This window comes from Bradyrhizobium barranii subsp. apii, from assembly GCF_011516635.5.
Taxonomy (GTDB): Bacteria; Pseudomonadota; Alphaproteobacteria; order Rhizobiales; family Xanthobacteraceae; genus Bradyrhizobium; species Bradyrhizobium barranii.
Window position 1 is genome coordinate 731,306 of the sequence record NZ_CP096255.1, and the last position, 19,567, is coordinate 750,872.

Here is a 19,567-nt window from a genome sequence, read left to right on the forward strand (position 1 = left end):
ACCCGTCATCCCGTGGGCCGATCAGATCGGCATGCGATAACCGTAGAACTCGTGGTCCTCATTATAACCGCCCTGGCCTGCGCCGAGATCAGCGAAGTCATGAACGAATTCGATCGCTGCGATCCATTTGACCATCTTGAAACCCAACTCATTCTCGCATCGCAGCCGCAACGGAGCGCCGTGCAGTACGCTGACGGGCGCGCCGTTCATCTCGTAGGCGAGGATCGTCAGCGCGTGGCGCATGTTCTCGATCTTGTGGACGTCATAATAGCGCCCGCCGTCGGCGCCGTCGGCCAACGAATAGAACACAGCGTAGCGAGCCTCGGGCGTCGGCTTCACCAGAGCGAGGATGTCGCGCATGGCAACGCCGCCCCATTCGGCGACACCCGACCAACCCTGGATGCAGAAATGCGTCGTGATCTGCTCCTGTTTCGGCATGGCCTTGAGGTCGGCCAGAGACAATTCCTGAGGCGCCTCGACTAGCCCGCCGATCCGCAACCTGTAGCCAGCAAACTCCTCCGTGACGAGATCATCAAACTCCTTGGAGTCTGGCATCGTGCCGTTTGGCCAGAAGTAAGGGGAGATATCGTGCTTCGTTAGCTCGGAGCGCGGATCCCAACTTTCCGCCAGTCCCATGATCCAGCCGATCGTGAACGCGCCGGCGCGCTGCACCAAACGGGCGTGCCGGATGGTGAAGGGCGAAGCCAGCAGCCAGGCGATAGTCAGGATTGCCATCGCCAGCACGAACAGCGGAAAACCTGTCCAGGATACGTTATCCACTCCGCCGAACATGTGGTTGGTGTTCTCTCTGATGCCGGTGACGAACACCATGGCGCCATGCGCCAGAATGAATCCCACGAACCAGGCAAAGGAGATGAAGTGAAGCGACCGCATCGCCTGCCGGTTGAACAATCTGCCGAACCAACCGAGCGCGTTGGAGATCGCCGGGCTCTGCATCAAACCAGTCACGATCGAGACCGGCGCGGCGACGAACACCGTGATGAAATAACTGAGCTGCTGGAGGCCGTTGTAGCGGGTCCAGCTATGATCGACCGGAAAGTTCAGTGACGCATATTGGATCGCCGTGGACAGCGCGGCCGGGAAGACCTCCCAGGTCAGCGGCACCAGCCGGCGCCACTGGTCGGTGGAAAACAGCAGCGCAAAGAAGGCGACGCCGTTGATCAGCCACAGCAGGTTGACCGAGAAATGCCACCAGCGCGACAGCCCCAGGGTATGGCGCAGGCCGGGAATGCCGAGCCAGGTCGGCAGGGTGACGGAGTCGTCCTTGGCGGTCCAGACGCGGCCCTTCGGCACCGGTACCTGGAAGCGAAACCAGTCGGTTCCGGGCGTGCAATCGCGGCCCCAATAGAGCCGGGGATGATCGGCCAGGATTTGCAGTCCGGCCCGCATGATGAACAGCATGAAGAACATGTTCAGGAAGTGCTGAAGCTGCAGCCACCACGGGAATCCCGAATCGACCGACGGCGCGCCCTGGGCAATGCCGGGATGCTGTTGGATAAAGGCCTCCACGCCGGGAAGTTCACGCAGGCTCTGAGCCAAGGCAATCAGACAGAGCAGCGCCGCGGCTGCGATCGGCAGACCCCACAGCGTGTTGATCCAGCGCCGGCCAATGCGAATCCGGGGCGCGATCCCCTGTTGTGGCGGCATCCAGTGATTGAGGCAGATGCGATCGTCGGCAGCGCTAAGTCTTGCACGGAGCGGCTCGACCGCGAAGGATTTTGAACTCGTGTGCATCGACCGATCTTTGTCTATCATCGGTCACACCTGACAATGGGGTGTCAATCGCCAATCCTGGCCAGCGCGGAAGCCCTGTGGGAAGCGATGTGATCCGTCTTGCTGCTCTTGATCTCGTATTGCGGCTCGTCCGGGGTCGCATGGTGGGTGTAGCCATTGACCTTGAAATCGCGGGTATGGATGCGGATGACCGTGCCGCTGACGCGGCCCGCCTCGGAATTCCAACCTACGCGATCATGGATCTTGAAGCTCTTCGGCATGTCGTTCGATCGGCTCCGCCCCCGTTATTCCTAGCGCAGCATGAACATCCCAACCGCTGCGCGCTCTACCGGTTCCCCGATGTCGCGGTATTTACGTCGCAGTGTTTACCCGCCTTGCACTTCTGGTGTTTGGGACCGCGCGCATGGATAATGCCGGCGCGTCATGTGTCTTGGTCGGTCGGGAGCAGCCCACACGACTATCTTTTTCACCATAGGGCACTCAACCAGGACGATCGTCGAGTTTGCCGATCTCTTGCGCGAGTCTGGCGCCGACTTCGTTATCGACGTAAGGTCGATCCCCCGGTCGCGGACCAGCCCTCAGTTCAACCGGGAAACACTCCAGGGGACGCTGGAGCCCTGGCAGATCGGCTACGAGCATATCGCCGAGCTCGGCGGCCGCCGAGGAAAGTCACGCGGCGCCGGGCCTTCGCCCAATTCTTATTGGCGGGTGCAAAGTTTTCAAAATTACGCAGATTATGCCCTGACGGCATCCTTCGCGGCCGGCCTGGCGCGGCTGCGGGAACGGGGCCGCCGGCACCGATGCGCGGTCATGTGCGCCGAAGCAGTCTGGTGGCGGTGCCACCGCCGGATCATCGCCGACCACCTTCTGGCCGCAGGCGAGCAAGTGATGCACATTCTCGGGAAATCGCATGTCGATGTGGCGAGCTTCACACCCGGCGCCTTTGTTCGCAACGATAGGACGGTGGTCTATCCCGCTCAAGATACGAAACCGGAATGAGGCAAGGGTTTTCGTTGGCTCAACCGCCGAAGGCAATGTGCAGAGTGGCGATGATGCCGATCACGGCGAGACCGTAACAGCCGAGCCGGATCGCGACTATTGCTGCAAACCTGACATCTGAATGGACATAATCCTCAATCACCACCTGCAGACCAAGCGCGGAATGATGAAATAGTGCGATCAACAAGAGGATCATGCAGCTGGTGGCAAGCGGTGAAGCGACATCTCAACTTAGCGATCGGAGCGGTAAAGAAAAATTAGATTCCTCCTATGTCAGGGAGTCGACATAAAATTGGAACCTGCAGTCCTCAAATATGGGCAACCTGTCTTACCTATCGCGGAGAGGCATCTTGGCTCGTCCATGAGTCCTCTGCATGAAGGAAGCGAAGTTCGCGCCTCAGCCTTACGTCGAGCGACTAAGCATCGGAGGATACGCCTATGGACAAGGACCGCGTCATCGGATCGGCGAAGCAAATCAAGGGCACCGTCAAGCAGGCGGCCGGCAAGGCGGTCGGCGACGCCAAGCTGGAAGCAGAAGGCAACGCCGACAAGATCGAGGGGCAGGTTCAGAATGCCGTCGGCGGTCTCAAGGACACCCTCAAGGGAAAATAGGCCAGGGACGCGAGCAACCGTCGCAAGGTCCCATGCGATTGCGACCGCGTTCCTGCAACTGGTTATTTTCGAACCAACGCGCGCGGACGATGTAAAGCTAGACGAGTGTGGTCTTGCCTCGGTGTATACAACCCTGAGCGAAGAGACGGCAAGCGGACAAGACACCAGCGTCAACGATCGAACCGCGGCGCATCAGTCACTCCCGTTTGGGACGCTCGTCCGCATCGACAATCAAGCAAACGGGCAGTCGGCAGTCGTGCGGATCACCGATCGCGGCCCTTTCGTCAGCGGAAGAATAATCGACGTATCGCAAATCGCCGCACATGAACTCGGCTTCGCAGATCTGACGAAGGTGTGCCTCAGGATCCTGTCGATTCCGGAAACTCGACCATAGGCGATATTATCACTCGGTCGGCGCGAGCTTGAGGCGGGCAAGTATCGCCACCAGATCTTCGAATTTAAAGGGCTTCTTCAGCACGGGCCGGCCCGAGTGACGGTCTCTCAAATTATTACCGGTGTTACCGGTCGCATAGACAAACGGCACTCCGCGCGCAGAGAGCGCTTCCGCCACTGGATGGCTATCTTTGCCATCCAGATTCACGTCAAGCAGGGCGACGTCGAAAGCTTGCGCATCAATCAGCTCGAGCGCCTTATCGACCGTCGCGGCAGATGTCACGGATTCGCATCCGAGGTCGGCAAGCATGTCCTCAATCATGATGAGGATCAGCATCTCATGCTCGACTACGAGGGCTCGCCGACCGCAAAGCACTTTATCTACTACCAGCACCCCCTGGTAAGGGAATGTCTATCGTGCAGACAAGGCCGTTCGGCCGATAGTCGAGCTGCACCGTGCCTTCAAGCTCATGGGCGAGGCCACGCTCAAGCACCCGCGATCCAAATCCCTTGTGTGCGGGCGGCATGACCGGAGGTCCACCGTTCTCCTTCCAGCTCAGTACAAGCCGTTTACCGGCTGGTGTCGTCTCTGCCGTCCACGCGATCAGGATCGAGCCGGCCGCGTTGGACAATGCACCGTATTTCACGGCATTGGTCGCAAGCTCGTTGAACGCAATGCTAAGGGCCAAAGCTGCTTTTGGCGGAAAGCGGATGTTCTCGCCCGTGATCACAATGCGATCCGCCCGACCGCCGGACACCCCGAACGGCTCCAGGGCATCGTGAACGATATCGAACAGTCCAGCGCTTTCCCATCTTTCGCGGGTCAGCAGGTCGTGCGACCGGGAGAGCGCAAACAACCGGGACTCGATGGATCGTCGGATCTCCATGGGATCGGTCGTCGTTCGCAATGTCTGCCAGACAATCGATTGTACCGTGGAAAGGGTGTTCTTGACGCGATGGTTCAACTCGTCGATCAGCATCCTGGATCGAACCTCATCGTCCTTGTGTTTGGTGAGATCAATGAGGGATGCAAAATACTGAACGATGTTGCCGTGCTCATCGCGAACCGGGCTGACGAAGAGCGCGGCCCAGAATTCGCTGCCATCCTTGCGGCGGCAGAGAGCTTCTGCGCCGCCGCTGGAAAAATCTGCGAACTCGGCTTTGGTTCGCGCCACGGCTTCGGCATCCGAACCGTTAGCCATTAGGAAATTGAAGCCTTTGCCTAGCACTTCTTCCCGGCTGTATCCCGTTAGGGCGAGAAGACTGTCATTGGCAAAAATGATCGGATTGTCGGGTTTCGCCGCGTCCGTAAACAGCATGGCCATTCGGGTCGTCTCAGCGGCAACGACAAACGGGCCGAGGTCCTTCCGAAAGCCATCGACTGCGGCTTCGGCGCCCTTCTGCCGGTCAGATTTTTCCGTTATTTCCGACATGTCCCCGGTCGATCAATGCGCTTAGCAGGCAATGCTGTGAAGACGGTGCTGCAGGCTTCTTCCTGAGCCAGGCGTTTCTATGATACCATAACGATGCTGCTGCCGGGGCAATCATTGCGGCAGTCAAGATCCAGTTCACCCGGGCCTGCTTGCGGTGAATCGACGGACGAAACAGGGGCGATGCGGGCGTATGAAGGCGGACGTTGCATCACCTGCTGCTCCCCAGGCAGTCCACCCTCCGGCGGAGACAACTCCGAAGCTGCCGCAGGCCGCCCATCCTCTAATACCGATCATGCCGGCCGTGGTGGCCAGGTCCCCTCTCGCGGACGCGCTGGTCAAAGCTGCGCCAATACATGATTTCAATCTTGCCCGGGACCTGAGCTTGTTCGCGCGCGTGCTTCGGCAGGCCGAAGGCGGGCGGTGGGTGATGGCGATCTTCATCGGCTCGACTGTCGTCACCATTGCCAACATGTTTGGACAAGTCCAACTCAATGACTGGAACGGCCGGTTCTTCGACGCCGTCGGCCGCAAGGACCTGTCGGGCTTCCTTCATGATCTCCAGACGTTCGTTGTCATCGTCGCCATTTTGCTGGCACTCACGGTCGCGAACACCTATCTCCAGGAGCGCCTGAAGTTTCGACTGCGCGAATGGATCACCCGTCACCTTCTGGACGAGTGGCTCAAGCCGTTGCGTGTCTATCAGCTCGGCTTTGCCGGCGAGTATGGTCACAACCCGGACCAGCGCATCCAGGAGGATACGCGCCTGTTGGGCGACTACACCGCCGACCTCGGCTGCGGCATCGTCTATTCCTTGCTCCAGCTCGTCGCTTTCGTCGGTATGCTTTGGACCCTATCGGCGCAAGTCACGTTCCAGGTCGCGGGCTACGACATCGCCATTCCCGGTTACATGGTCTGGTGTGCGCTTGCTTATGCCTTGATCGGCTCCGGTCTGACCTGGATCGTGGGGCGGCCGCTGATTGCTCTGAACGGCGAGCGATATGCGCGTGAGGCGGAATTCCGCTTCGCGCTCGTTCGGGTTAACGAATCCGGCGAGAGCATCGCACTGCATGGCGGGGAGACCGACGAACGACGGCATCTCGAGGCGGCGCTCGCTGCCGTCGTGGACACGATGCGACGGATATCCTCCTCGCTCGCTCACCTGACCTGGATCACATCGGGCATTGGCTGGCTGTCGCTGGTCGTTCCGATCCTGGTGGCAGCACCGGCCTATTTCGGCGGCAACCTGACGCTGGGCGGCCTGATCATGGTGGCGGGCGCGTTCACTCAGGTCCAATTGGCGCTGCGATGGTTCGTCGACAATTTTTCACGGCTCGCCGACTGGCGTGCTGCGGTCCACCGGGTCGCACGTTTTCGCGAAGCGCTCGACAATCTCCCTGCGATCGAACAGGGCGCAGAGGAAATCAAGCGCGCGCTACACCCGGAAGGACATCTTGCTTTCGAGGGCGTGCGCATCCTCTTGCCGGACGGGCATATCGTCATCGACGACGCGACGGTCAGCATCACCCCGGGCGAGCGCGTACTCATTGTCGGCGACACCGGACGAGGAAAATCGACACTGTTCCGCGCGGTGGCGGGCCTCTGGCCGTGGGGGTCCGGGACAATCCTCACGCCTCCACCCGAGGCCATGGCGTTCCTGCCGCAGCGTCCTTATCTGCCGCTGGGGACGTTACGAAACGCCCTGAGTTATCCGAGCCCGCCCGACGCCTTCCTTGATGCGGATGTGCGACAGGCCTTGAAGCGGTGCGACCTCGGCGATCTCATTCCCAAGCTCGACAAGACCGAGCGCTGGGACAAGGAGCTTTCGCTTGGCGAACAGGAGCGCCTCGCCTTTGCGCGCCTTCTCCTGCACAAGCCGGGATGGGTGTTTCTGGACGAAGCGACAGCCGCGCTCGACGAGGACAGCCAACGCCGCGTCATGGCTCTGTTCGATGATGAGCTGAAGCAGACCACCGTGTTGAGCATCGGTCACCGGCCGGACCTTGCCGTCTACCACACTCGAACGCTTCAGCTTGTTCATGGACGTGACGGTGACCGGCTCAAGCTCAAACCGCCCCCTGCGCCACCTCCGCCCCGGCGCTGGCTGCAACGGCTCGACGACTGGCTGCTGACTATCCGATCGTGATGCGGGTGCCGTCTCAAACCACCTACATCTTTGATTTGAGTCAACTGGGCTTCGCTATCTTCGCGACAAGATGAGTTCCTTATTGGGAACTTGCTCGGGATCGGCCGCTGGCTGGGCAAGGTTCGAGACAATACGTCGCGACCAAACCGCAAAGGGAGATCTCGAAATGTCGATTGGGACCATCATTCTGATCATTCTGGTGATCGCGCTGCTGGGCGGCTTTAGCGGGATCGGTGGCGGTCCGTTTTACGGTACTGGCTACTACGGCGGTGGTGGTCTCGGCCTGGTAATTGTCATTCTGCTGATCTTGCTTTTGCTTGGCAAACTTTGACCAAGCGGTAGCCAGCGAGCAGGTATGAGCCGGCTTGAATGCCGCTCATTCCACAGGTTTTGAGATTGCCTCTGCCGCGTCTGTTCGTCATGGCGCGGTGGAGTTCGTTGATTCAATCCATCGGTCGGCCCTGACGTTAAGGAAGAATGGAGGCCCAACCTGAAGCTGACGCTACCCGCCGACGCGACAGCGTTTGTCCCCGCCTCGGTCTTGCTGCAGCGGCTACACGACGAGGCGCCGACGGATCACTTTACCCTGGGCTGGCTAATGAGCCGGATGCACAAGCGCTCCTTCGGCCTCATCATGCTGCTGCTTGCCGTGGTCGCTGTTGCACCGGGTGTCTCGATCGTAGCCGGCCTGCTACTCATGATCCCCGCATTCCAGATGATCCTGGGCCAGAACATGCCGATGTTCCCACGCCGCATCGCCGTTCGTCCATTGCCGACGCGGCAGCTTGCCGCTCTGGTGCAGCGGGCTGTGCCCGTGCTGAGGTATCTTGAGAAACTCATTCATCCGCGCTGGCCGACTCCGCTCGATGCGACCAAGCGCGTCGTCGGCGCCGTCGTCGTGCTGCTAAACATCACCCTGCTCTTCACACCGGTCCCTCTGAGCAACGTCGTTCCCGCCCTCGTGATCGCGCTAATCGCGCTGGCCTATCTCGAAGAGGACGGTCTCCTGCTTTCGATAGCGCTGCTGGCCAGCGTCGTTGTGCTGGCGGTCGAATTGACGGCAGTCTGGGAGACCGTCCTCGGCGCGAAATGGATCTTCGGCCTCTGGTGATGCTCGGCCAAGCGCAAGCGCGGCGGTGAAATAGCGGGTATACCGTCGCGCTGATCTGATTCCATGGAAATCAGCCGCTCGAACTTCAACCGAAATTGCCCGAGCGGCCGCATCCATTTTCCGAAGCACGAAACATAATGTCGGATGCCGGACATAGTTGATTTGCGTCAATCTGGTCTTCTTTTTGCGGCTCTAGGTTCACCCTGCAGTTAAATGCAGCGAGAACCTCTCACGGAGGCCGATATCATGATTGACGAACGCTCGTCAGGCGGTGCCGACCTACCTCCGGGCGTGATCTTTCGGATCCCCGATCAAGGTTTGCCCGCTGCGGAGCTGACGGATTACCGGCTCATAGAGATTCAATTGCGAAAAGCGCTTGCGAAAAGCGAGGCGCTGCTTCTTCAAAAGGATGAGCTGATCCACAGACAAGAACTATTGAAAGAGGAGTCCGATCATCGGTTGTTGAACGATCTCCAGATGACCATCAGCCTTCTTTCACTGCAAAGCAGAAATTCAGTTCATCCGGAAGTGGCCTCGCAATTGGCCGTGGCGGCCAATCGCGTTTCCATGATTGCGCGAATCCACCATCGTCTTACTTCCGACAAAGGTGTCCCAACAATAGAGCTCAAGAAATTCCTCGACGACTTTTGTCACGATTTTTCGGCAATGTCGTCCTCGGACGAGTCAGCGGGGAAGATCAGCGTCGAAGGTAGTAAAGTCAATTTGCCGGCTACCACCGCTATTCCGCTCGGTTTCATCGCCAGCGAATTAATCACGAACGCGGCAAAGCACGGCAAAGGCCGGATTGCTGTCAGGCTGGAGCCGGATCCGAAACATGGGTACGCGCTTTCGGTTGCCAACGACGGTCCGGCTTTGCCCGAGGGGTTCGACCCCGGCGCGAGCAAGGGTCTGGGGATGAGAATTATTCAATCCTTCACCGGCCAGATTGGCGGTAAGTTACGGATCGATCGTGGCGACGACGGAAAGGGCGCGCGGTTTACCGTGCTGTTTCCTGCGCCGACGGGAGCAAGCCATTAGCTGACTTCGGCATCATCCGGAAAGACATCTCGTCGAACCGACACTCGATAGCTTCTCTCAAGGAACGGGCGTCGGACAACCGCCATAGCATGAAGGCGGCACCGGTGCGGCATGTATCGACCAGCAAATTTGATCGTAACGTTCGCCCGATCGCAAATTTTGCAGACTCGCGCTCCAGAAAGCGTATGATTTTGCTGCGGGGTCCAGGGATGACTGCATCTTTCACGGAGCGGCCGATGTGTCCGGTTTGCAAGCACCGGATGGCATTGGCACGCATCTCTCCCGGCAAACGCGGGTTCGAGGAGCACCTTCGAATGCTCGACCTGCGAACGCACTGAAGTGGTGTCTTTCGCCGTGGACCCAATGAAGACAGATGCGGTCGGCTGGCTGGCAGGCGAGTTGAAGCCGCCTCGATAGAGTTCGGTTGCAGCTTTGCGTGAGTGAGGGGTGGCCTGATGGACGAGGACTTCTGTAGAGAACAGGCGCAGCGCGTTCGTGCCTGGCCGAGCGGGCCGATCCCTTCACCAGGCGGCGTCTGCTGGCGTTGGTCAACCGATATGACGCAAATGTGGGCGGCCCGTCGCGGGACTCGAAGATCGAGCGGCCACTGCCGGTGCGCATTGCGCCGCCGGCGTCGATCTTCTCCGGGTCGGGCGAGGCATGACGAGAGATACTCACCTTGACGGAGGAATTGCATTGCCGTGGCGGAGAAGTTCTCGACCGGAATTTCAGCACCTATCAGCTGCCCCGCTTTAGCGTCCTTCCCCGAATCGAGGTGGTCTCCGTTTTCAGGAGCAGCTTCTTCGACCTCGGCACGTCGGCCCGAAAGTCGCGATACGAGCTTGTCCAGAACTCCGGCTGAAGCTGTAAATCATTGCGTATGCCCCGGATAGGGCAGCGCGTCACTCGACCCTTCTTTGGCAAGATCGGCTTGTGATTCCGTATGGCAATGAATAAAGGACGGCAAATCGTAGGGCGTAGTCAATCATCTCAACGCCCCTGGTCCCATTCGCGAGCTACCGTGCGCTCTTTGGCTCTGAAATCTATACGGTTCTTAATCGCTTGAATAGTCTGGTGCACGCGTTGCGCAATATCTTGCCTGATGTGGCGCGCACAGTCGATCAACCGCCAAACGGGGATGGTGAGAGACGCATCAGCCGACATTTCGCGCGAGGCCTCCAACATCCGCCGCGCTGCCCGTGCAACTCGACCGACATTGAGTGATCCTGCTTCGCGTCGCATTTGAAGTTGGCCGGTCCGTGCGAATTCAATGCGATCGTTGGCGAAATCCACAACGTTCACTTTTTCTGCGTAAGATGTCGCTTCGTTGAAAAGCCGCTCACGAATTGCAGCCTCCCCTGGGACCTTGCGCGGGTCGAGTTGGTGCTTCGCTACAGCAGCCTCAAGTCGATTGCGTTCGGCGACAACGTAAGCATCGACCTTGTGTCGCGTAAGTCCGACATAAACCTCCCGTGCGTCCGTCGGCTTCGCCACGTACAGCACGGCGGCAGCGGACGTTCGGCCTTGCACGGAATACGCCGTGCCCGCATAGGCCAGCGTAATACGCGGCGGCCTAGGTGGACCTTCGGCGCGCGCGCGAGCTAACGATCCCCATTCCGTTTCGATCATGCGCCCGTCGTCAAGCCGAACGCCGACTTTCACATCAGCATCGTCTCGCGCCAGGCGCTCGATTGTACCACGGGTTCCGTTGCGAATACGGAATCGGGGAAGATTCTCACTGAACCGGATGAGGTCACCTTGGGCAAGCTCAATCGTGCCAATTTTCTTGTCACGGCCAACGGCAAGGAGAGATAAATCCTCACCCACTAGGCGCCCTTCACGACGCAGGACAGCACGCGCCGCTCTATTGAGAGCTGCAGCATCGGAATTCCGGCGCGTGACGATTAAAACATCATCACCATGCAAATGGCGGTAGCTGTTCCACATCTCGATCACCCGAGCTTGCGCCTTGGCTTCGCCAGACACAACTTCGAGCTTCCGGTGTTGCGCGTAGGCACGCAGACCCGCGTCGGAATCACCTCTGGCCATCACCATCGATGCCGCGCGCTGCCACTCCACCGTTTGTCGACGCACTTGCGATAAAACTGCACCGCGCGCAATCACGTCGGAGATCGCTTTCAGCGCGCTGCCTCCTGGCACTGCCTGGAGCTGACGGCGATCCCCAAGACACACAACCTTCGCGTGCGCATTATGAGCCACCCTTAAGACCGTCTCGAGATCCCGCACGCCGGCCAAGCCGGTCTCATCGACAACAATCAGTGTATTGGCATCGATCTCGCATCCGATTTCGCGCTCGTGGTCGTAACGCCATTTAGCGATAGCGCATGCTTCAATACCGCAAGATTTTGAAAGTTCGTCGGCAGCCACCCAGGTGGGCGTTAATCCCAGAATCTTGAGCCCAGAGCGCTGGGCAGCTTCGACTAGGGCTTGCGTCATCACGGTTTTACCGGTGCCGGCGGGCGCCTCGCATATGACCACCCCATCGCGATTGGCGGCAAACCTGATAGCATCAGCTTGTTCCTGAGACAGATAGGGCGCGTCGGCGAGCGCCGCCTCAACTGCGTCCTGTCGAAACCACTCCTGCTCATCAAGGCGATCCGCGGATCGTAGCAGGCTCGCTTCGGCGGCAGCGATAGCTGGCGTGGTCCAGTACTCTGCTCGTCCTTCGTCCGTAAGCATACGAAGAATTCCACGTTCCTCGTACGATCGCAGCTCTTGCCACACCTGATCTATACCGAGCGCGCGGATGCCTGCCTCAATGAGTGCACCATGCACCAGCTCCTTGCGGCTAATCACGCTCTGATGCCGGAAGAGCTTTGAGGCGGCAACCGCAACCGGACCTTCGCCCTTGATTTCTGGCGGGTCAAGGTCGCGTTCGACGGCCGCCGAGATCTCCCGAGCAGGCACGAAATCGCGTGCCGCCCTCCACGGATCGGCGCCGGTTTGCGCGAGCTCCTTTTTCCAGCGAGCTTCGAGGATCTCACCAACTGGGACTTCATCTTTTGACCCGCGCGTTGCGAGCGCCGCCAATTCCTTTTGCGCGCCGGTCGCTTCACGTCCGACAAGTTCCTCTATCTGGCGCGACCGCTTCGAAAACGTCTCAATCATGCTTTGTGGAACGCCGGCAATCTCGAACTGATTGCGTCCAGCTTCGCGCAGCGAAAATCCGATAGCTGCCAATCGATGAGCCAACGAGGCCCTGAACGCCGAGCCAAGAACGAGCTGGTACTCGAAGAGTTTTTCGGGCTCAAGGGTGCGATATTTTTCACCGGATCGAGCTACGTTCATCAAAACGGCGTGCGTATGAATAGCGGGGTCACCCTCGCGCGAGGTGTAATGATCAAAGCGCCCTACGATAACATCGGCGGCAGGCTCGCGGATATACTCGCCCGGACCTAAGCGGACTTCTACGAGTCGTTCGTCGACTAAGAATCGGAGAGCATCTTCAACCGCGTCGCGGTGCAGCGCATGCAGCGCTGCACGCTGCTGCTCGTTTCCCGCCATCCACAAAATGGATAGGGATTTCGGGGAAGAGAACGTGACGTCCCATCCGGCTCGGTGCTTCGGTCCGGCACCGCGGACGAGTCGCTCTCCGGTGCGCGGATCAACGCCCGCGCAAAGATCTCGAAAGCTCTCCTTGTCGATCGCAGCCCCGTGCCGAACGATTGTTTCGCCCGTCGTCCACCAAACGCCACCACCGTCGCGAATGTAGTATTCGTCCCGGCTCCTCGGGCGCGCCTCGCGATTGGGATCGTTAACGTAGTACAGACCGGCGTCGCGGCCGGCACCCAACGTATGAAGGGAGGCGGTCATACCTTCGAAGGCAAATACCGGCAGATACTGGACACCTCGACGTTACCGCCGGCGGAAGCCTCCCCGACAAGGCTCGCCAGGTCCAGGAGTCCCTGGTCGACCGTGTCCAGGCGATCGAGAAGTGCGACGTATCGAAGGGCGATATCGAGGTGCTGCTCAACGCATTGCGCAATCAGTTCGGCGGGCGCGATTTTCGCTACCCCAGCTGCCTGTTCGAGGCGCTCGGAGAGTTTCGGCTCGATCTGCACCTTGTAGGTTTGCATACGCTGTCCCAGCAATTCGCAATGATGGCAACTTGACCGCTGTCCTGGGCCGTCGCATGAGATGGGCCGTGCATCAACCCTAGATTCGCCGCCTCATCCCTTTGTGGTTAGTGGATGGCAACTTTAGTGCGTGTGGTGTGAACACCAACTTCAATAGTAATGAACTAGCAAAGCAACTAGTAACTACTAGCATGACTAGCACTGGCTAGAGCATTTTCCGACCGGAAAGAATCGGGTGGGGATTCCCAAAACGGCGCGAGTCAGATTCAAGCTGCATGCTGGCGAGGGAGGCCAGCATGTATGGCCAGGGCGCTTTCGGTTGATCTTCGCCAAAGGGTGGTAGCCGCGATTGACGGTGGCATGTCCTGTCGACAGGCTGCTGAGCGCTTTGGTGTCAGCGCGGCCAGTGCGATCCGCTGGCGCGCTCGCCTCAAGAAAGTTGGCGACATCGTTCCTAAACGCCAGGGCGGTGACCGCAAATCGCAGCGCATCGAAGCGCATTCGCAATTGATTCTGGAGGCGGTGACAGCGAGGCCGGATATCACGCTTGCCGAGTTGCGAGAACTGTTGAAACGTCATGGAATATCGACTGGCATCGCGTCGCTCTGGCGTTTTTTCCAGCGCAGAAAGATCACACTTAAAAAAAGACAGCGCACGCCGCCGAGCAACGGCGCGGCGATATAAATGCCGCACGTGAGGAGTGGTTCGAAGGGCAAATCGACCTTGACCCTGAGCGTCTCGTCTTCATCGACGAAACCAGCGCCAACACCAAAATGGCGCGGCGTTACGGGCGCTCGCCACGCGGCGAGCGATGTCGTGCAGCTATCCCACACGGACATTGGAAGACGACGACGTTCACCGCTGGATTGCGCTCCGACGGTCTGATCGCGCCGCTTGTTCTGGACGGTCCAATGGATGGCGACGCTTTCCTGGCCTACGTCGAGCAATTGCTCGCCCCATCGCTGCGGCCGGGCGATACCGTTATCATGGACAACTTGCCCGCTCACAAGGTCCATGGCGTTCGAGAGGCCATCCAGGCGGTCGGAGCTAGCCTGCTCTATCTTCCGCCCTACAGTCCAGACTTCAACCCGATTGAAATGGCCTTCTCCAAACTGAAAGCGCTGTTGCGGGCCGCCGCAGCCCGCACCATGCCCGATCTCTGGCAAGCAATCGCCAACGCTCTCAAACGCTTCTCACCCGAGGAATGTCAAAATTATCTCGTCGCGGCTGGTTACGACGCAACGTGATCGGAAAACGCTCTAGTACGGCCCTGACGACCTATCGTTCAGACGTCAATGCCCCTGGATTCCAAAAAGCTCCGCCACGACGCGCTGCGCCTACAGAAGGCGCGCGGCACGTCGTCTGTCGGCCGGGAAACCACCGGCACATCAAAGGCGGTCCGGGAAGCCCTTCCGACCATCCATCAACTTCGTAAAGACGGAGTGTCATGGGCGATGATCGCCCAGGCTCTCGCCGAGCAGGGCGTCGTTCAGGGCAAGGATCGCATCCCTCTAACCACTCATCGTCTGACGGCACTTGTGACCCAGATTGAGGCACAGCAGCGCAAGAAAGCCCTCAAGGTCGGTCCCCGCGACAGAGGCGACACGGTCGAGCACCCTGCCGTGCAACGCCTGACGTTCTCCCCAGATCTCGTTAGTCCCGCAGAGACCCCCAACGCCCCCCGGCTCGCGACAGAAGAAGACCTCAGGCGCGCGGCTCTGGAAAAACTCCAAACCGTATTGAAGAAGGAATGAATAAATGCCCAGAATTCTGTTGATCACCCAGGAGAAGGGCGGCGTTGGCAAGACGGTTTTTGCCCGGGCTCTCGCGGAGGCGGTCGACGGCGCACCCGTGTTCGAAATCGACGCGAGCCGCCGCATGCATGAGCTTGGCGACCGTGTCAGCTTCTTCAAGATGAGGGCGACGCGAGAAGACATCGAACGATCCGGGGGCAAGGCGTCGCGGGCAGAGTTCGATGCCGTCATTGACGCAATCGCTCAGACCAAGACATCGACCGTCGTCGATGTCGGGGCGAATACCTCAATGACCTTCCTTACGATGTTGTCCGACATCGCTCCTAGCCTCGCCGATGAGGGTCTCGAGTTTGGCGTCTGCGTTGTCGTAACCAACGAGCCAGGTGCGCTTGCGGAGGCCCCTAAACTGCTATCAGTTACAAAACCCTGGACGAAAGCACGCTTCCTGATCGAGAACCGCCTGCACGGCGTTGTCGATGCAACCTGGCTCAAGAAATTCAGCGACGGCGCCAAGGCGACGTCATTTGAGCACCAATCTCTGGAAGACGGGGCCGACGAGTACCTCCAGGCCGGCGGTCTCCTCATGATCGGCAAGCTCGATCCCGGCAAGCTGCGCGAAAAGCATGGCATCGCGTCCGCTGTGCGTATCCGCAAGGATCTCGAGCGCTTTCGTCTGGAAGCTATGCAAGCCGTCCGTCCCGCTGCAGAGTGGCTGATCGGATGAACAAGCCCGCACGATCACTGTCGGCGCGCTTTGATGCAGCGTAAGCGTAGCGCCGAGGCCCGTCTGATTGTTTGTGCGGAGTCTTGAGAGCACCGTTAGAAGAGTCATCTTCTGGAAGGGTGCTCACAATGGACGACCATTCTGACGACATAAGACGACCGTTGTCACCGCGTATTGAAGTGTTCGCTGGCGCAGGTCGAAAGCGCTGGCCGGATGATTTGAAGGCGCAGATTGCGGCGGAAAGCCTCGAACCGGGGGCGGTTGTAACAGACGTCGCTCGTCGCCATGGCTGCCGGCCCCAGCAGGTGCATGATTGGCGGCGCCGGGCGCGTTTGGGCCAGTTGGTATTGCCGGCGTCGGCGGACACGCTGTCGTTCGTGCCGGTGGTGTCGGAATTAGCGTTGCCTGCGGCCGCAGAGCCCTCCGGTTCGCCGGAAGCAGCCATTGTTACGGTTGAGTTCCAGGGCGCGCGCGTGGAGGTGCGCGGGGCGCCTGGCCTTGCTGCGTTGAGCGATGTGTTCATTGCGCTGCGACGGACACGTTCATGCTGACGATGCCGGCGAGCCTCATGATCTACGTGGCGACGCAACCTGTGGACTTCAGGAAGGGTGCAGAGGGCTTGGCGCTGCTGGCGAAGGATACGCTGGGCCATGACCCGATGAAGGGCGTGGCGGTGGTGTTCCGTGCGAAGCGCGCCGATCGGGTGAAGATCGTCGTCTGGGATGGCAGCGGCCTTGTGATGTACTGGAAGCGGCTCGATGGCAGCGGCTTCAAATGGCCACCCATCGTGGCCGGTGTGATGCGGATGAATGGGGCCCAGCTGTCAGCACTGCTGGCCGGCATGGATTGGACGCGCATGCGCGCGCCTCGGATCCCGCAGCCGAAAGCGCTTGCGTAAAAATGCAAATCATCGCTGCATCGTGACGCGAAGCATGGCAAGCTCGGGCCAATGAGTGATTTGCCTGATGAGCTACCGAGCGATCCAGCCGAGTTGCGTGCCTTTGCCGCGGCTCTGCTGGATCGCTGCGCCCGGCTCGAGCGGTTGCTCAAGCTTGCGAAAGATGCGCAGTTCGGTCGGTCCTCGGAAAAGCTGGACGCTGATCAGCTGCAGCTTGTTCTGGAGGATATCGATCAGGCCGTTGCGGCTCTCGAAGCCGCCGAGAATCGTGCCAATCCCAAAACAGGCGAGAAGAGAGCTGCCGCGCGCAGAGCCAACCGTGGTCAGCTGCCGGAGCATTTGCCGCGCGTCATCGAGACTATGATGCCGGCCGAGAGCTGCTGCCCGTCTTGTAAGGGCAACCTCTTCGAGATTGGTCAGGATGAGAGCCAGAGGCTCGACGTCGTTCCGGCGCAGTATCGCGTCATCATCACCCGCCGTCCCAAGCTGGCCTGCCGCGCCTGTCATGGCGTCGTCCTGCAGCACGCGGCTCCCGAGCGATTGATCAGGGGAGGATTGCCCACCGAGCGGCTGGTCGCGCATGTGATCGATGCCAAGTATCACTGGCATTTGCCGCTTTACCGCCAGGCGCAGATGCTGGCGACGCACGGAATAGCGCTGGATCGTTCCACGCTCGCCTTCTGGGTCGGCTATGCCGCCCAGGAATTGAAGCCCGTGTGGCATCGTCTGCGCCAGCTTCTGCTCGCCTCCTCGAAGCTCTGTGTCGATGAGACCCCGGCGCCGGTGCTGGATCCGGGGCGCGGCAGAACAAAAACCGGCTACTTCTGGGCGCTGTCACGCGATGACAGGCCTTGGGCCGGACCTGATCCGCCTGGGGTAGTCTATGCCTATGCACCGGGCCGCGGCGCCGTTCATGGCTTGCGGCTGCTGGAGGGCTATCGCGGCATCATCCACTGCGACGGCTATCAGGCTTACAAGACCATGACCCGAGAGACGCGTGCGGACGCCCTGTCCGGGACGCTCGCCTTCTGCTGGTCGCATCTGCGGCGCCAGTTTGTGAAGATCGAGCGGGAGGCTGCGCCTGCGCCAGCTCCGGTTGCCCGCGAGGCTCTTGAGCGCATCGCCCAGCTTTACGCGGTCGAGAAGGCCCTCCGCGGCCGATCTGCGGACGAGCGCCGTGCTGGCCGACAAGCGCATACCCGGCCTCTGGTTGCAGCCTTGAAGCAGTGGTTTGAGGCCAAGCTCGATCACCTTGCGCAGAAGAGCGACACGGCGAAGGCTTTGCGCTATGCACTACGTCATTGGGACGGCCTGACGCTCTATCTTGATGATGGGCGCATCGAAATGGACACGAATGCTGTCGAGCGTGCGATGCGACCGATCAAGCTCAACGCCAAGAACTCTCTTTTTGCCGGTTGCGACGAAGGCGCCGGGAATTGGGCATTGCTGGCTTCGCTCATTGAGACCTGTAAGCTCAATGGCGTCAGTGCCGAGCACTGGCTCGCTGACGTTCTCGCCAAGCTCGTCAATGGTTGGCCTGCAGCGCGACTGGACGAACTGCTTCCCTGGGCGTCGACCTATACGATGCATACACGCGATCCGAGGCTGGCGGCATGAGCCTGAACACGACCGCGGTCCGGATCAAGGTGACCCTCAAGGATGTGAAGCCGGAGGTGATGCGTCGCCTTGTCGTACCCGTCACCCTGCGCCTTGATCGGCTGCATCTGACGCTTCAGGAGGCATTCGGCTGGACGAACAGTCACCTCTTCGAGTTCTTTGCTGGTGAGGCACATTGGGGGATTCCCGACCCCGACAATGATTACGGTCACCAGCCCATGGATGCCCGCAAAGCGCGGCTGTGCGATATCGTTCGCGAGACCGGCGCCAAGACGATCCACTATCTCTATGACTTCGGCGACAGCTGGGACCATGTGATCAAGCTCGAAAAATGGTTCGAGAACACCACGACGGAGGGGCTTCCCTTCCTGCTCGAGGCCGCCGGTCGTTGTCCTCCGGAAGACGTCGGCGGTGCGCCAGGCTATGCCGAATACCTCGCCGCCATCAGCGACCCCGCCCATCCCGAGCACGGACACATGCGCCTCTGGGGCCCGGAGCGGTTCGATCCCAACGTCGTCGACCGGAAGGCACTCGAAGCCGCCGTCAACGCGTTGTCCGACACAAGGAAGCCGCGGCGACGCGCCACGCGAACAAAATAGGCGTCAAGCGCCATTCAAAAGGGCCGCAGAGCTACGCTTACGATGCAGCCGAGAGCCGGGTGAAGGCGGCCGACGCGGAAGTGCGGCGTGCAAGTAAGAGCCGTCTCGCCGATTTATTTAAGCTTCCTGCTAAGCATCGGCTTCAACAACTGGAAGATCCGGTGCTAACCGCGCAAGATCGGCTTAAATTGCGACGCTCCATAGAGGCGTCGCTCCCGCGGGGTCGACGCTTTCGCATCCCGTTTGCTCGACAAGGGCTGTTACGTCGAAGCAAGCAGTGGCTGCGGTCCACTCCTAGGCTTGCGGTCACGATCGTGGCCTGCTCGGTCCCAGGCCTCTTCGTAGCTTTGGCCGGCAAAAACACGTACCAAACTACGCCGCTAACCGAACCACT

21 protein-coding genes are annotated in these 19,567 nt (G+C 59.9%); 14 read left to right on the forward strand and 7 right to left on the reverse strand.

Going from position 1 to position 19,567, the window contains the following annotated elements; genetic code table 11:
- Window positions 1-21 precede the first annotated feature (21 nt).
- Window positions 22-1,755 carry a molybdopterin-dependent oxidoreductase gene (locus HAP41_RS03450; protein WP_166056873.1) on the reverse strand — a complete coding sequence of 578 codons (1,734 nt, stop codon included), beginning with the start codon at window positions 1,753-1,755 and terminating at the stop codon, window positions 22-24.
- A gap of 44 nt (window positions 1,756-1,799) precedes the next feature.
- Entirely contained in the window at window positions 1,800-2,015 is a 216-nt protein-coding gene (locus HAP41_RS03455) for a hypervirulence associated TUDOR domain-containing protein (protein ID WP_166056817.1), read from the reverse strand.
- 163 nt (window positions 2,016-2,178) lie between these two features.
- Here HAP41_RS03455 and HAP41_RS03460 point away from each other — a divergent pair, with 163 nt between their 5' ends.
- Entirely contained in the window at window positions 2,179-2,754 is a 576-nt protein-coding gene (locus HAP41_RS03460) for a DUF488 domain-containing protein (RefSeq protein WP_166056780.1), read from the forward strand.
- Between the two features lie 19 nt (window positions 2,755-2,773).
- Here the strand turns inward: HAP41_RS03460 and HAP41_RS03465 are convergent, their stop codons facing one another.
- Window positions 2,774-2,950 carry a succinate dehydrogenase/fumarate reductase transmembrane subunit gene (locus HAP41_RS03465; RefSeq protein ID WP_166056717.1) on the reverse strand — a complete coding sequence of 59 codons (177 nt, stop codon included), beginning with the start codon at window positions 2,948-2,950 and terminating at the stop codon, window positions 2,774-2,776.
- Between the two features lie 242 nt (window positions 2,951-3,192).
- On the opposite strand from HAP41_RS03465, the gene HAP41_RS03470 reads away from it, so the two are divergent.
- On the forward strand, window positions 3,193-3,366 hold the full coding sequence (locus tag HAP41_RS03470) for a CsbD family protein (RefSeq protein WP_166056662.1): 174 nt from the start codon (window positions 3,193-3,195) through the stop codon (window positions 3,364-3,366).
- A 121-nt stretch (window positions 3,367-3,487) separates the two neighbouring features.
- Window positions 3,488-3,760: a septal ring lytic transglycosylase RlpA family protein gene (locus HAP41_RS03475; protein WP_248577175.1), complete on the forward strand. Its 273-nt coding sequence runs from the start codon at window positions 3,488-3,490 to the stop codon at window positions 3,758-3,760.
- Window positions 3,761-3,769: 9 nt separating this feature from the next.
- Here the strand turns inward: HAP41_RS03475 and HAP41_RS03480 are convergent, their stop codons facing one another.
- Together HAP41_RS03480 and HAP41_RS03485 are read right to left on the reverse strand one after the other, a co-directional pair.
- Window positions 3,770-4,096, reverse strand: a complete 327-nt coding sequence (locus tag HAP41_RS03480; protein ID WP_175617944.1) for a response regulator — start codon at window positions 4,094-4,096, stop codon at window positions 3,770-3,772.
- Window positions 4,097-4,136: 40 nt separating this feature from the next.
- On the reverse strand, window positions 4,137-5,192 hold the full coding sequence (locus tag HAP41_RS03485) for an HWE histidine kinase domain-containing protein (protein WP_166056483.1): 1,056 nt from the start codon (window positions 5,190-5,192) through the stop codon (window positions 4,137-4,139).
- A gap of 382 nt (window positions 5,193-5,574) precedes the next feature.
- On the opposite strand from HAP41_RS03485, the gene HAP41_RS03490 reads away from it, so the two are divergent.
- The 4 genes from HAP41_RS03490 (at window position 5,575) to HAP41_RS03505 (ending at window position 9,484) form a co-directional block, all read left to right on the forward strand.
- Window positions 5,575-7,335 carry an ABC transporter ATP-binding protein/permease gene (locus HAP41_RS03490; RefSeq protein ID WP_166056439.1) on the forward strand — a complete coding sequence of 587 codons (1,761 nt, stop codon included), beginning with the start codon at window positions 5,575-5,577 and terminating at the stop codon, window positions 7,333-7,335.
- Between the two features lie 166 nt (window positions 7,336-7,501).
- A complete protein-coding gene (locus HAP41_RS03495; protein ID WP_166056303.1) occupies window positions 7,502-7,666 on the forward strand; it encodes a DUF3309 family protein in 165 nt (54 codons plus the stop codon).
- 210 nt (window positions 7,667-7,876) lie between these two features.
- Window positions 7,877-8,446 (forward strand): exopolysaccharide biosynthesis protein, encoded by a 570-nt coding sequence (locus tag HAP41_RS03500; RefSeq protein WP_206706208.1) that lies wholly within the window; start codon window positions 7,877-7,879, stop codon window positions 8,444-8,446.
- 246 nt (window positions 8,447-8,692) lie between these two features.
- A complete protein-coding gene (locus tag HAP41_RS03505; RefSeq protein ID WP_166056220.1) occupies window positions 8,693-9,484 on the forward strand; it encodes a sensor histidine kinase in 792 nt (263 codons plus the stop codon).
- Between the two features lie 990 nt (window positions 9,485-10,474).
- On the opposite strand, the gene mobF is transcribed toward HAP41_RS03505, so the two are convergent.
- Together mobF and HAP41_RS03520 are read right to left on the reverse strand one after the other, a co-directional pair.
- Window positions 10,475-13,318, reverse strand: a complete 2,844-nt coding sequence (mobF, locus tag HAP41_RS03515; protein WP_166056130.1) for a MobF family relaxase — start codon at window positions 13,316-13,318, stop codon at window positions 10,475-10,477.
- Entirely contained in the window at window positions 13,315-13,581 is a 267-nt protein-coding gene (locus tag HAP41_RS03520; protein ID WP_166055945.1) for a hypothetical protein, read from the reverse strand. Before HAP41_RS03520 ends, mobF begins: the two co-directional genes overlap by 4 nt.
- Window positions 13,582-13,881: 300 nt before the next feature.
- Between HAP41_RS03520 and HAP41_RS03525 the strand changes: the two genes are divergently transcribed.
- The 7 genes from HAP41_RS03525 to HAP41_RS03555 all read left to right on the forward strand — a co-directional run bounded on the left by HAP41_RS03525 (window position 13,882) and on the right by HAP41_RS03555 (window position 19,173).
- Window positions 13,882-14,828, forward strand: a protein-coding gene (locus tag HAP41_RS03525; RefSeq protein WP_166055883.1) for an IS630 family transposase whose coding sequence is annotated in 2 segments (ribosomal slippage) — window positions 13,882-14,221 and window positions 14,221-14,828 — 948 coding nt in all. Because the reading frame shifts where the segments join, the coding sequence is not laid out codon by codon here.
- A 48-nt stretch (window positions 14,829-14,876) separates the two neighbouring features.
- On the forward strand, window positions 14,877-15,335 hold the full coding sequence (locus tag HAP41_RS03530; protein ID WP_166055870.1) for a hypothetical protein: 459 nt from the start codon (window positions 14,877-14,879) through the stop codon (window positions 15,333-15,335).
- A 97-nt stretch (window positions 15,336-15,432) separates the two neighbouring features.
- The gene (locus HAP41_RS03535) at window positions 15,433-16,059 is read left to right on the forward strand and encodes a hypothetical protein (protein ID WP_248577176.1); all 627 of its coding nucleotides are present in this window, start codon (window positions 15,433-15,435) and stop codon (window positions 16,057-16,059) included.
- 128 nt (window positions 16,060-16,187) lie between these two features.
- Window positions 16,188-16,610, forward strand: coding sequence for an IS66-like element accessory protein TnpA (gene tnpA / locus HAP41_RS03540; protein ID WP_166055731.1), 423 nt, complete (start codon window positions 16,188-16,190; stop codon window positions 16,608-16,610).
- A complete protein-coding gene (gene tnpB, locus HAP41_RS03545; protein ID WP_166055720.1) occupies window positions 16,604-16,957 on the forward strand; it encodes an IS66 family insertion sequence element accessory protein TnpB in 354 nt (117 codons plus the stop codon). The genes tnpA and tnpB overlap by 7 nt, the downstream gene beginning before the upstream one ends.
- Window positions 16,958-17,008: 51 nt before the next feature.
- On the forward strand, window positions 17,009-18,574 hold the full coding sequence (tnpC, locus tag HAP41_RS03550; protein WP_166055670.1) for an IS66 family transposase: 1,566 nt from the start codon (window positions 17,009-17,011) through the stop codon (window positions 18,572-18,574).
- The gene (locus HAP41_RS03555) at window positions 18,571-19,173 is read left to right on the forward strand and encodes a plasmid pRiA4b ORF-3 family protein (RefSeq protein WP_166055583.1); all 603 of its coding nucleotides are present in this window, start codon (window positions 18,571-18,573) and stop codon (window positions 19,171-19,173) included. The genes tnpC and HAP41_RS03555 overlap by 4 nt, the downstream gene beginning before the upstream one ends.
- Window positions 19,174-19,567: the final 394 nt, after the last annotated feature.